Annotated in this window: 11 protein-coding genes; 6 read left to right on the top strand and 5 right to left on the bottom strand. The window is 71.9% G+C overall.

The genetic code is table 11. The features are described from left to right. Nucleotides 1-62: 62 nt before the first annotated feature. The 3 genes from cmk to der all read left to right on the top strand — a co-directional run bounded on the left by cmk (nt 63) and on the right by der (nt 3,036). A complete protein-coding gene (gene cmk, locus ACH4N1_RS29805) occupies nt 63-749 on the top strand; it encodes a (d)CMP kinase (protein ID WP_398102116.1) in 687 nt (228 codons plus the stop codon). Further along, nucleotides 746-1,423, top strand: a complete 678-nt coding sequence (locus ACH4N1_RS29800) for a lysophospholipid acyltransferase family protein (protein ID WP_398102114.1) — start codon at nt 746-748, stop codon at nt 1,421-1,423. Before cmk ends, ACH4N1_RS29800 begins: the two co-directional genes overlap by 4 nt. 134 nt (nt 1,424-1,557) lie before the next feature. After that, nucleotides 1,558-3,036: a ribosome biogenesis GTPase Der gene (der, locus tag ACH4N1_RS29795; RefSeq protein WP_398102112.1), complete on the top strand. Its 1,479-nt coding sequence runs from the start codon at nt 1,558-1,560 to the stop codon at nt 3,034-3,036. Between the two features lie 73 nt (nt 3,037-3,109). Here der and ACH4N1_RS29790 read toward each other — a convergent pair whose 3' ends face one another. Together ACH4N1_RS29790 and ACH4N1_RS29785 are read right to left on the bottom strand one after the other, a co-directional pair. Next, on the bottom strand, nt 3,110-3,604 hold the full coding sequence (locus ACH4N1_RS29790) for a hypothetical protein (RefSeq protein ID WP_398102109.1): 495 nt from the start codon (nt 3,602-3,604) through the stop codon (nt 3,110-3,112). 92 nt (nt 3,605-3,696) lie between these two features. Then, the gene (locus ACH4N1_RS29785; protein ID WP_398102106.1) at nt 3,697-4,479 is read right to left on the bottom strand and encodes a hypothetical protein; all 783 of its coding nucleotides are present in this window, start codon (nt 4,477-4,479) and stop codon (nt 3,697-3,699) included. Between the two features lie 517 nt (nt 4,480-4,996). Here ACH4N1_RS29785 and ACH4N1_RS29780 point away from each other — a divergent pair. Next, nucleotides 4,997-5,704: a transglycosylase family protein gene (locus ACH4N1_RS29780; protein WP_398102103.1), complete on the top strand. Its 708-nt coding sequence runs from the start codon at nt 4,997-4,999 to the stop codon at nt 5,702-5,704. 60 nt (nt 5,705-5,764) lie between these two features. On the opposite strand, the gene ctaD is transcribed toward ACH4N1_RS29780, so the two are convergent. Then, entirely contained in the window at nt 5,765-7,444 is a 1,680-nt protein-coding gene (gene ctaD, locus ACH4N1_RS29775) for a cytochrome c oxidase subunit I (RefSeq protein ID WP_398102100.1), read from the bottom strand. 422 nt (nt 7,445-7,866) lie between these two features. Between ctaD and ACH4N1_RS29770 the strand changes: the two genes are divergently transcribed. Continuing rightward, the gene (locus ACH4N1_RS29770) at nt 7,867-8,082 is read left to right on the top strand and encodes an I78 family peptidase inhibitor (RefSeq protein WP_398102097.1); all 216 of its coding nucleotides are present in this window, start codon (nt 7,867-7,869) and stop codon (nt 8,080-8,082) included. A 57-nt stretch (nt 8,083-8,139) separates the two neighbouring features. On the opposite strand, the gene ACH4N1_RS29765 is transcribed toward ACH4N1_RS29770, so the two are convergent. Together ACH4N1_RS29765 and ACH4N1_RS29760 are read right to left on the bottom strand one after the other, a co-directional pair. Next, nucleotides 8,140-9,153, bottom strand: coding sequence for a phosphatase PAP2 family protein (locus ACH4N1_RS29765; protein ID WP_398102094.1), 1,014 nt, complete (start codon nt 9,151-9,153; stop codon nt 8,140-8,142). Nucleotides 9,154-9,391: 238 nt separating this feature from the next. Continuing rightward, complete coding sequence (locus tag ACH4N1_RS29760) at nt 9,392-10,558, bottom strand: glycosyltransferase family 39 protein (protein ID WP_398102091.1); 1,167 nt, start codon at nt 10,556-10,558, stop codon at nt 9,392-9,394. A gap of 256 nt (nt 10,559-10,814) precedes the next feature. Between ACH4N1_RS29760 and ACH4N1_RS29755 the strand changes: the two genes are divergently transcribed. Beyond that, nucleotides 10,815-12,410: an MFS transporter gene (locus tag ACH4N1_RS29755; protein WP_398102088.1), complete on the top strand. Its 1,596-nt coding sequence runs from the start codon at nt 10,815-10,817 to the stop codon at nt 12,408-12,410. The last annotated feature ends 17 nt before the right edge of the window (nt 12,411-12,427 follow it).

The following is a 12,427-nucleotide window of genomic DNA, read 5'->3' as shown; positions in this document are numbered from 1 at the left end:
CCTTGTGCGGGGCACGTTGTCGTCCCGCAGCCCACCGCCTCGCACCAGGAAGGTGTCCTCCCGTGGAAAACGGCGCCGCCCAGCCCGTGATTGTCGCCATCGACGGTCCCTCCGGCACGGGCAAGTCGAGCACGTCCAAGGCCGTGGCCGCCCAGCTCGGGCTGAGCTACCTGGACACCGGCGCCCAGTACCGGGCGATCACGTGGTGGATGGTCAGCAACGGGATCGACATCGAGGACCCCACGGCGATCGCCGCCGTCGCCGGCAAGCCCGAGATCGTCTCCGGCACCGACCCGGCCGACCCGACGATCACGGTCGACGGCGTCGACGTGGCCGGCCCGATCCGCACCCAGGAGGTCACCTCCAAGGTCAGCGCGGTGAGCGCCGTACCCGAGGTGCGGTCGCGGATCACCGAGCTGCAGCGGTCGCTGGCGGCCTCCGCCGAGCGGGGCATCGTCGTCGAGGGACGGGACATCGGGACGACCGTGCTGCCCGACGCCGACCTGAAGATCTTCCTCACCGCCTCGCCGGAGGCCCGCGCCGCCCGCCGCAGCGGCGAGCTGAAGGGCGCGGACGTGCACAGCACCCGCGAGGCGCTGATCAAGCGGGACGCGGCCGACTCCTCCCGCAAGACCTCCCCGCTCGCCAAGGCGGACGACGCCGTCGAGGTGGACACCACGGAGCTGACGCTGGCCCAGGTCATCGAGTGCGTGGTCACCCTCGTCGGGGAGAAGCGGGCGGCGAGGTGAGCGAGCTGCCCTCGGAGAGAGGGGCGGAGGTCGGGCGGCGCATCGGCGTCGGCCTGATGTTCGGGCTGTGGAAGCCGCGGGTGCTGGGCGCCTGGAAGGTTCCGGCGACCGGCCCCGTGATCTTCGCCGTCAACCACTCCCACAACATCGACGGGCCGATGGTCATGGGCGTGGCCCCCCGGCCGACGCACTTCCTGATCAAGAAGGAAGCGTTCGTCGGCCCCCTCGACCCGTTCCTGACCGGCATCGGTCAGCTCAAGGTCGACCGGGACACCACCGACCGCAAGGCCATCACCCGCGCGCTGGGCGTGCTGGAGGCCGGCGGCGTCCTCGGGATCTTCCCGGAGGGCACGCGGGGCGAGGGCGACTTCGCCTCCCTGCGCGCGGGGCTCGCCTACTTCGCGGTGCGCAGCGGGGCGGCGATCGTCCCCGTGGCCGTCCTGGGAAGCACCGAGCGGCGCGGACGGTTGTTCAAGGCGCTGCCCCCGCTGCGTTCCCGCGTCGACGTCGTCTTCGGCGACCCGTTCGAGGCGGGCGACGGCAGCGGGCGGCGCACCCGCAAGGCGCTGGACGAGGCCACCGAGCGCATCCAGAAGCAACTGGCGGCTCACCTGGAACACGCCAGACGGCTCACCGGCCGCCCGGCGGACGACGGACGGCGGCGCGACGCGTAGCGGCGCGACGGTACGAAGAGGTACGAAAACGCCGGGCGTCCGGGCGGACGCTGGGCGACACTGAGTAGTGGATCAAACCGCCGAAAACGGGTGCTCCACCGATCACCACGAATGAACGCAGAGGTACGGACTTCATGAACGACCACATCCAGCCCGACGGCTCGGACTCCTTCGAGCACGATCACGGGGCGCTCGGCGACGCCGAGTACGCGGAGTTCATGGAGCTCGCCGCGATCGAGGGCTTCGACGCCGAGGACGTCGAGGGAGCGATCGAGGCCGCCGGGCACGGGCCGCTGCCCGTCCTCGCGGTCGTCGGCCGCCCGAACGTCGGCAAGTCGACCCTCGTCAACCGGATCATCGGGCGGCGCGAGGCGGTCGTCGAGGACAAGCCGGGCGTCACCCGCGACCGGGTCACCTACGAGGCCGAGTGGGCGGGCCGCCGCTTCAAGGTCGTCGACACCGGCGGCTGGGAGCAGGACGTCCTCGGCATCGACGCCTCCGTGGCCGCGCAGGCCGAGTACGCGATCGAGGCCGCCGACGCCGTCGTGTTCGTCGTCGACGCCAAGGTCGGCGCCACGGACACCGACGAGGCGGTCGTACGGCTGCTGCGCAAGGCCGGCAAGCCCGTCGTGCTCGCCGCCAACAAGGTGGACGGCCTGAGCGGTGAGGCGGACGCCGCCTCCCTGTGGTCCCTGGGCCTCGGCGAGCCGCACCCCGTCTCCGCGCTGCACGGCCGCGGCACCGGCGACATGCTGGACGCGGTCCTGGAGGCGCTGCCGGAGGCGCCCGCGCAGACCTTCGGCACGGCGGTCGGCGGCCCGCGCCGCATCGCCCTCATCGGCCGCCCGAACGTCGGCAAGTCCTCGCTGCTGAACAAGGTGGCCGGCGAGGAGCGCGTCGTCGTCAACGAGCTGGCCGGCACCACCCGTGACCCGGTCGACGAGCTGATCGAACTGGGCGGTGTCACCTGGAAGTTCGTCGACACCGCCGGTATCCGCAAGCGGGTCCACCTCCAGCAGGGCGCCGACTACTACGCCTCGCTGCGCACGGCGGCCGCGGTGGAGAAGGCCGAGGTGGCGGTCATCCTGATCGACGTCTCCGAGTCGATCTCCGTGCAGGACCAGCGGATCGTCACCACGGCGGTGGAGGCGGGCCGCGCGATCGTCCTCGCCTACAACAAGTGGGACACCCTCGACGAGGAGCGCCGCTACTACCTGGAGCGGGAGATCGAGACCGAGCTGGCCCAGGTGGCGTGGGCACCGCGGGTGAACGTCTCGGCGCGCACCGGACGGCACATGGAGAAGCTGGTCCCGGCGATCGAGACCGCCCTCGCGGGCTGGGAGACGCGCGTCCCGACCGGCCGGCTGAACGCCTTCCTCGGCGAGCTGGTCGCCGCTCACCCGCACCCGATCCGGGGCGGCAAGCAGCCGCGTATCCTCTTCGGCACGCAGGCGGGCACCAAGCCGCCGCGGTTCGTGCTGTTCGCCTCCGGCTTCATCGAGGCGGGCTACCGGCGCTTCGTCGAGCGCCGGCTGCGCGAGGAGTTCGGCTTCGAGGGCACGCCGATCCACATCTCGGTGCGGGTGCGCGAGAAGCGCGGCAAGAAGAAGTGACCTGACGGCACGGCCGGAGGGCGGCACCCGTGGTGGGTGCCGCCCTCCGGCCGTGCCGTGTCCGCCGCGGGCCTCAGACGCCCCGCCGGGGTGCCGGGGGGAGTGCCGCCGGGACGCGGTGCGTCCCGGTCGTCGTGGGCGGCCGGCCGGTCTGCCCGAGCGGGCCGATCCGCTGCCACTGCGGCGCCCGGGACTGCTGCTGCTCCTGCTCCTGTCGCTGTTCCTGCCTCTGCCCCGGCTCCTGCGACGGGGGCGGTGCCGGTGACTGCGACGGCTGCCCGAGCCGTGCGCTCTGCGCGCCCGCGCTGTAGGCGCTGTACGAGCTGCTGAACGACCCCGGCCGCGGCACCGCGTACGACCCCGTGCCGTGCGGCATGTTCCCGAAGGCGGTGAACCCCAGATCGTCCTCACCGCTGCGGTCACCGGGCAGCGAGCGGAACGACTTGACGTACTCGGCGTAGAGCGCGTCGTAGATCGGCGTGGCCGAGGGGCCGCCCTGGGAGTCCTGGGCCGGTCGCGCGGACGGGATCGGGTAGGGCTGGCGGTGGGGAACGTCGTAGGTGTGCACGTATGTCCAAACGACGTGTGGGGTCGGGGGATGCGGCCGGTGACCGGTCTTCGGGAGGCGCGGGGTGCGGCCCGCGTCCGCGCCCCGCGGGCTCAGGTTCCGGCGAGGGGCAGCGCCGCCCCGACCAGCTGGCCGTTCGCGGCGGCCTTGTCCAGCGCGTCCCGCAGCAGGTCCTCCCGGGGCTGGCGGCCGATCGACCCCACCGGCGCCGCGAACATCAGCACCTGCTGGTGCTTGTTGGCGGCGGCCCGCCAGCCCTCCGTCACCTGCAACGGCTGGTGGGCCTGCCACCAGGCCACCTGCTGACCGCCGTTGACCGAGGGCTGGAGCACCGCGTGCAGCTGCCCCATCGCCAGCAGCACCGACCAGCCGTGCCGCACGGGCGGCGCCTCGGACAGCTCGGACAGCGGCATGAAGCCCTGTTCGATGAGGAGCGGCAGGAAGTCGTCGCCGATGTCGGTGGCGCCGGGCCGCACGACGGGCGCGGTCGGCTCGACGACCAGGGCCGGGTGCAACTCCCCGGCGATCAGGACGAGTCCGCTGGTCACGCCGAGCACGGCCTGCTCGGGCACGACCTTGCCGTGGTCCGGGTCGGCGGTGTCGCCGCTGATGGAGCGGACGGCGCCCTGGAGCTGCTCCTCGGTGACCTGGACGATCTGCGAGGGCAGGCAGGTGGCGTGGGCGAAGGCGAGAACGGCGGTCTCGTCCCCGATGAACAGGACGGTGCTGGTGCGCTCGTACTCGGAGTCGCCCGGGGTGCGGCAGGACGTGCAGTCGTAACTGCCCGGGGTGTTCTCTCCGGCGATCAGTCGGTCGGCTTCTTCGGCGCCGATCTCGGCACGTACCTCGTCGCTGACGTCGAGCATGCGCGGCACGGGTGACTCCCTCGGATGCGGTGCGTGGGCGGGCCGGGTGGCTCCCCGGCTCATGCAGAGACAACGGGCGAGCTGTGGCGGGGGTCACGCTGCGGGGCGAAGGGAATCGAACCGGCCTGCGCGCACGGTCACGATCCGCGCGGAACCGGCCACTCATCGTCAAGTAACGAGAGCGTCACGGAAGTTGAATGCGTGAGGTGGGACACAGGCGGGGCGCGGCACCGGTCGACAAATCCGGAAATCAGGCAATGAAGTAGGTGTCCTGATTTCGCCGATACCGACGGTAACGCCCAACTGGCCTGCGGGGACGGCGTGTTGATTGATGACGGGCCGTCGGATTCCCTAGATTGCTCGGCCGTGTGCAGCGAGCACCGCCCGGGTACGTCCGCCGGCCGCGCAGAGCCAGACATCGCGCAGCACCACCGCCGGCGGACGGGGCGGAGCACGACGACCGCGTTCCCGCGCGGACGGCGCGCTCCGCTCGGGGGGAGACCCGGGTTCGTAGAGAGGGATCCTCATGTCCGAATGTGCCGATGACACCCGCGTCGACGCTCGCGCCGCCAAGGCGCGTACGACGGCGGTCCTCGCCGGGGCGGCGCTTCTCGCCCCCCTGGGACTGCTGGCCGCGGGCGGCGACGCCGCCGCGGCGGACGCCGGAGTGTGGGACCGCATCGCCCGGTGCGAGAGCGGCGGCAACTGGCACATCAACACCGGCAACGGCTACTACGGAGGACTCCAGTTCTCCGCCTCCACCTGGCGCGCCTACGGTGGCACGGCCTACGCGCCGACCGCCGACCAGGCCACCAGGGAGCAGCAGATCGCCGTCGCCGGCAAGGTCCAGCGCTCCCAGGGATGGGGCGCGTGGCCGACCTGCTCCACGCGCGCCGGGGCCTCCGGCGGCGCCCCCACGGCCGCGAGCGGCCCCGCGCAGGGCGGCTCGTCCACCGACGGGTCGTCGAAGAAGTCGTCGAAGAACGTGACGAAGAACGGTTCGTCCACGGGAGGCTCCTCGAAGGCGGCCGACGCCGCCGGACGTTCTCCCGGCCACGGCTCCCGCGGTACGTCCTCCCGCGGCGACGGCGACTACACCGTCCGCGCCGGCGACACGCTCAGCACGATCGCCGCGCGCCGGGGAACCACCTGGCAACAGGTCTACACCGCGAACAAGACGGCCATCGGCGGGAATCCCGACCTGATCGTGCCCGGTCTGCGGCTGAACTTCTGACAGCGCCCGGCCCCGTGGCCCCGCCCGGTGTGCACGCCGGACGGGCCCACGGGGCCGCGTTCACGAGCCCGCCTGGTGCTTCTTCGGCTCCGGCTGCGGGATCTGCGCCGCGTACTCGGGGTGGCGCAGGTCGAACGCCGGGGACTCCGAGCGGATCCGGGGCAGCGTGGTGAAGTTGTGCCGGGGCGGCGGGCAGGAGGTCGCCCACTCCAGGGAGCGGCCGAAGCCCCAGGGGTCGTCGACCTCGACCTTCTCGCCGTACCGGGCGGTCTTCCAGACGTTGAGGAGGAACGGCAGCGTCGACAGGCCGAGCAGGAAAGCGCCGATCGTGGAGACCGTGTTGAGGGCGGTGAAGCCGTCCGCTGCCAGGTAGTCCGGGTAGCGGCGCGGCATGCCCTCGGCGCCCAGCCAGTGCTGGACCAGGAACGTGGTGTGGAAGCCGGTGAACAGCGTCCAGAACTGGATCTTGCCGAGCCGCTCGTCGAGCAGTTTGCCCGTGAACTTCGGCCACCAGAAGAAGAATCCGGCGAAGACCGCGAAGACCACCGTGCCGAAGACGACGTAGTGGAAGTGCGCCACCACGAAGTACGAGTCGGTGACGTGGAAGTCCATGGGCGGCGAAGCCAGGATCACCCCGGTCAGACCGCCGAACAGGAACGTCACCAGGAAGCCCGTCGCCCACAGCATCGGCGTCTCGAAGGAGAGCGAGCCCTTCAGCATGGTGCCGGTCCAGTTGAAGAACTTCACGCCCGTCGGCACCGCGATCAGGAACGACAGCAACGAGAAGAAAGGCAGCAGCACCGCGCCGGTGGCGAACATGTGGTGGGCCCAGACGACCACCGACAGCCCGGTGATCGCCATCGTCGCGCCGACCAGGGTCAGGTAGCCGAAGATCGGCTTGCGACTGAAGACCGGGATGATCTCGGTGATGATCCCGAAGAACGGCAGCGCGATGATGTACACCTCGGGGTGCCCGAAGAACCAGAAGAGGTGCTGCCACAGCAGCGCGCCGCCGTTGGCCGCCTCGAAGACCTGGGAGCCGAACCGCCGGTCCGCCTCGAGCACCAGCAGGGCCGCCGCCAGCACCGGGAACGCCAGCAGGATCAGGATCGACGTGAACAGCGTGTTCCAGGTGAAGATCGGCATCCGGAACATGGTCATGCCGGGCGCGCGCATCCCGATGATGGTGGTGATGAAGTTGACCGCGCCGAGGATCGTGCCGAAGCCGGCCAGCGCCAGCCCCATGATCCACAGGTCGGGGCCGAGGCCGGGGGAGTGCGTCGCGTTGTTGAGCGGCGCGTAGGCGAACCAGCCGAAGGCGGCCGGGCCCTCCGGTACCAGCAGCGAGCCGAGCACGATCACCCCGCCGAACAGGAACAGCCAGTACGACAGCATGTTCAGCCGGGGGAAGGCGACGTCGGGGGCGCCGATCTGGAGCGGCATCAGCTCGTTGGCGAAGCCCGCGAAGGACGGGGTCGCGAACAGCAGCAGCATGATCGTGCCGTGCAGGGTGAACAACTGGTTGAACTGCTGGTTGTCCACGATCTGCAGACCCGGGCGGGCCAGTTCGGCCCGCATGATCAGCGCCATGACCCCGCCGATCAGGAAGAACGCGAACGACGTGATCAGGTAGAGGTGCCCGATCCTCTTGTGGTCGGTGGTGGTCAGCCAGTCGACGACCACCCGGCCCCGCCTCCCGCCCGCGGTGCGCGCCGTCGCCGGCGCGGTCTCCGTCCCCATTGCTCGCTCGCCCCTTCGCTCGTCGCGTCCCGGGTCCCGCCCCGCTCGCGCCGCACGGGTGCCCGCGGGCTGCCGTCATGATGCTCGCGCCGTCACGCGCCCGACGGAGGACGTACGGAGGATGTGTGGGGGAGCCGTGTATTTCCTATGAGGATCCGCCGCTCGCGGGGCCCCGCGGAATCGAGAGAAAACGGGATCCGGGAACGGTTCTCCGGGAACTTTCCGCCGGGTGCGGGAAGGAGCCGGTGCGACACGCGGAAATGGCGGTCGAATAGGTGCGGAAGGCTTGCGAAACCGCCCGTTCGGGTGATGGATTCGTACGGAAACCCGTGTCGTGATGCTGTGACAGAAGTGTGACCGTAGTGATCCACATCTCCCGTTCGGGGTTCCCGGAACGGCGGCCCCGGCCTAGCGTTGCGGGTATGGCACCGATTCCCACTCCGCCAGCGGAGCCCCAGGACAGTCCGGACGGATACGTCGGCCTCGAGAGCGGCCGGGCCGAGCGGCTCGCCCGTGAGCGAGGGTGGCCGACGGTGCGTTCGCTGGCACCCGGAACGATCATCACCATGGAGTACCGCGCGGGCCGGCTGAATTTCGAGGTGAGCGAGGGCCGGGTGACACGGGCCTGGAAGGGATGAGGCGCGGGGCCCGGTGGGTGCGTACCGGTGGGCCCCGCGCAGCAGGTCAGCCGCCGGTCAGGGTCGGGCGGCCGGGTTGGCCGAACCGTGCGGAAGCCGGTCCGCGTGCGGCGGGCGGCGGCTGCCGGTCGGGGTGACCGGGGCGCGCTCCGCGCGGGTCGTGTGCGGGCCGGGGGCGAGGTAGACCGGTGCCCTGGGCGGACGGGCCGCCGCCTCGCGGCCCGCGGTGGTCTCCTCCGGCCGGCCGGCCGTGGCGCGCTGCGTGAGCGGCACGGCCACCGGTACCGGCGTCGGGACGGGCGCCGTCGCCGCGCGGCGGTCGCGCAGGCGGTCACGCAGAGTGAAGATCCAGGCCTCGGTGCGGGCGATCAGCGGCTCGAACGCGGGCAGCGCCAGCAGGATCAGCAGGCCGGCGGCCCAGCCGAGGACCACGTCGCTCAGCCAGTGCGTGCCGAGGTAGACCGTGGCCAGGCCGACGCCGAGCGAGGTCACCGCGGAGAGCGCGGACAGCCAGCGGCGGGCTCGTGGCGTGGAGGCCAGATAGGCCAGGATTCCCCAGGTCACGACCGCGTTGGCGGTGTGGCCGCTGGGAAATATATCGCCGCCCAGGCCCATCTCGTTCGAGCCGATGGCGGTGGCGTAGTGCGGCCCGAGGCGGCCCATGCCGATCTTGGCGGCACCGACGGTGATGTTCAGCAGCAGCAGCGACGTGCCGAGCGTGAGCAGGGGCCGCAGGGTGTGCTGGCGCCAGGATCTCCAGCCGAGCCAGGCGCAGACCATGACGGCGGTGGGTCCGCGCTGGCCGAGGACCACGTAGTAGTCCACGAACCAGTGGATCTCCGACCACTGCTGGTACGGCCGGAAGAACATGACCTGCCAGTCGAGGCGGACCAGCCACGAGGTGGTCACCACGAGCCACACGATGGCCAGGTAGAAGGCCAGGGTCGCCGAGAACAGCGCGACCCGGTGCCTGCTCATCTGCGGCACATCGATGTGGGCCGGTCGTTCCGGCTCACGGTCGAGCCTTGCGAACACCCGGTCCAGACGGGTGAGGTTTCGTTCGGTACGCACCCAATCGACGTTACAGCGAGTGAGCGCAGTTACCTGCCGAACCCACGGCTTTGTGATGACGATGTGATGTGGGATTGCTCTCAGGAGGGCGAATATTCCGCTGGAATCCGCAATCCCCGCACCGCGTTCCCCGCAATTCTTTTGATCATTCTGGGGGATGGTTTTGACTTACTTATGAATGCGTTCACCGAATGCACTGCCGCCATTCTCCGTTCGCTCATCCGCCCGGCGGGACGGCTCAGGGCGGACCGGAGCCGTTCAGCCACCACGCGCCGTACACGGCCGACGCCGCCGCGACACCGCCGACGACCAGGGCCGATCGCCAGGGCCGCAGCCGCGCGAGGGCCGTGGCGAGGGGGAACAGCAACGGGAAGGCGGGCAGCAGCAGACGCGGCTTGGAGCCGAAGTAGCCGGAGGCGCACAGCGCGAGCGCGAGGACGATCCCCGTGTGGACCAGCAGGGGGAGGGGCTGGCGTCCGCGTACGCAGGCGACGTAGAGCCGGATCAGCAGGGCGACGCCGACGACCAGGGCGAGACCGGCGAAGGCCGAGGGGATCGACGTGAACTTGGCGATGACGAACCGGGCGAAGGCGTGACCGCCGTCGAAGCCGTTGCGCCAGCCCGCCTGGACGTCGAGATAGCCGAGCGGCCCCCGCCCGGTGCGGTGGCCGACCCAGAGGACGTAGCCGGCGGCGCCCAGGGGCGCGAGGAGAAGACCCAGGGCGCGCGGGGCGGTGCGCGCGCCCGGCGCGTCCATCGCGCTCCGCTCTCGCACGAACGAGACCACGCCCGCCGCCCACACCGCCGCCACCACGGCGATCCCCACCGGGCGGGTCAGCCCGGCGAGCGACGCCAGCAGGCCAGCGGTCACCCAGCGGCCGGTGAGGACCGCGTACAGCGACCAGGCGGCCAGCGCGGTGAACAACGACTCGCTGTACGCCATCGACTGCACGATCCCGACCGGCAGCACCGCCCACAGCAGCACCGCGCACACCCCGGCCCGGCGCCCGTACAGACGGTCGGCGACCGCGAAGATCCCCCAGGCCGCGGCGAGCGAGGAGATCAGGGAGACGACGAAACCGGCGTCGGCGTACGACAGCGGTGTCAGCTCCGCGACCAGCCGCTCCAGCCACGGCAGCAGCGGGAAGAAGGCGAGGTTGGAGTGGACGTCGCCGTTGGGCAGGCGCACCTCGTAGCCGTACCCCAGTTCGGCGACCCGGGTGTACCACAAGGAGTCCCAGCGGGCCGTCAGCAAGGTGTACGCGCTCTTGTCCCGCGCGGCGCTCCACACCGCCAGGGTGAGCAGCCCCAGCGCGCGCACGGCCGCGTACCCCAGGAGAGCGGGGGCCGCCCGGCGCAGGGTCGGGGGGCCGGGCGGCGCCACCCGGGTCTCGAGATCGGTCACGGGGCGATTATCGGCGGCGCCCGGAAACAGAGGGTGCGCCGGGGTGCGACGGGCCGTGAGGGGAGTGGCGCACGCCACATGTTCGGCGGGGAACTGTGAGAGGTCCGCCACGTGGCCGACGCGCGAACTCGCGTACGCTGCGTGTCACTCGTCGTTCGTTGCGCGGGCCGGAGACCACCGCTCCTCTCCGGCCGAGCCCCGGGGAGTCCCCACCCCGCGAGCCCGCCGGACCGAGGAAACTCTGGGAGGTACGTTCATGTCCGGGACGACCACGGCCGCCGTTCGGTGGCGCCGTCGGGCGGCCGGGGCCGGTGCCGACCGCTGGGTCGTGCTGGTGGTGCTGTGCGTCAGCCTGCTCCTGGTCGCCGTCGATGCGACCGTGCTGCACGTGGCGGTGCCCGCCGTCACCGAGGACCTCCGGCCCGGCGCGATCGAACTGCTCTGGATCGTCGACACCTATCCCCTGGTCTGCGCCTCGCTGCTGATCCTGTTCGGCACGCTCGGCGACAGGATCGGCCGCAGACGGGTGCTGCTGCTCGGTTACGCGCTGTTCGGCGTGGCCTCCGCGCTCGCGGCGTTCGCCGGAAGCGCGGAGGTGCTCGTCCTCGCGCGGGCCCTGCTGGGCGTCGGCGGCGCGATGATCATGCCCGCGACGCTGTCCATCCTGCGCCAGGTCTTCCCCGACCGGCGGGAGCGGGCGCTCGCCATCGGCATCTGGAGCGCCGTGGCCGCGGTCGGCGCGGCGGTCGGACCGCTGCTCGGCGGCTTCCTGCTGGAACACTTCTGGTGGGGCTCGGTCTTCCTCGTCAACATCCCCCTGATGCTGGTCAGCCTGCCGGTGGGCCGGCTGCTGCTGCCCGAGTCCAAGGGCGCCGGGGAGGGGCCGTGGGACGTCGTGGGCGCGCTGACGGCCGCCGCCGGACTGTTCGGCGCCGTCCTGGGCGTGAAGCGGCTGGGCAGCGGCGAACTGGGTCCGCTCACCCTGGTGCCGCTGGCCGTGGGCGCGCTGCTGATCGTGCTGTTCGTACGGCGTCAGCGGCGGCGCGCGCATCCGCTGGTGGACCTGCGCATGTTCGCGCGGCCCGCGTTCGGCACGGCGGTGGGGTGCATCGTGCTGGCGATGCTGGCGCTGGTGGGTCTGGAACTGATCGCGGCGCAGTACCTCCAGCTGGTGCTGGACCTGTCCCCGCTGGAGACGGGGCTGCGGCTGCTGCCCCTGACCTTCGCGGCGATGGCCGCGGGGCTCGCCGGGGCGCGGCTGCTGCGGCGGTTCGGGCCGCGGCGGATGGTGTGCGCCGGGTTCTGCCTCACCGCCGCGGCGGTCGTCACCCTGACCGCGATGGGCGGGGCGGACAATCCGGCGCTGCTGCTGGTCGGCTTCCTGCTGCTCGGGTTCGGGCTGGAGACGACGCTGTTCGGGGCGTACGAGTCGATGCTGAGCGAGGCGCCGCCGGAGCAGGCGGGCGGGGCGGCGGCGATCGGCGAGACGTCGTACCAGCTGGGCGCCGGGATCGGGATCGCGCTGCTGGGCAGCGTGATGAACGCGGCCTACGCGCCGGGGCTGTCGTCGGTGCCGGGGGTGCCGGCCGCGGCGTCGGCCGCGGCGGGGAACTCGCTGGGCGAGGCGTACGAGGTGGCCGGGCGGCTCGGCGGGCCCGCCGGGGAGGTCCTGCGGCAGACGGCGCGGGACTGTTTCGTGCACGGACTGCACGTGACGCTGATGGTGAGCGCGGGGCTGTTGCTGCTGGGCGCGGTGATGGCGCTGCGGCTGCCGCGGGTGATGCAGTGCGAGGCCCCCCCGGTGCGGCTGCCCGCGCCCCGGGAGGCCGGGAAGCCGCGGGTCTCGGCCTGACGGCCGGCCGGTCTCCC

It is taken from the genome of Streptomyces sp. NPDC017202, from assembly GCF_044331705.1.
Taxonomy (GTDB): Bacteria; Actinomycetota; Actinomycetes; order Streptomycetales; family Streptomycetaceae; genus Streptomyces.
The sequence above is the reverse complement of the archived record's forward strand: the minus strand, read 5'-3'. Positions and strand labels throughout refer to the sequence as shown.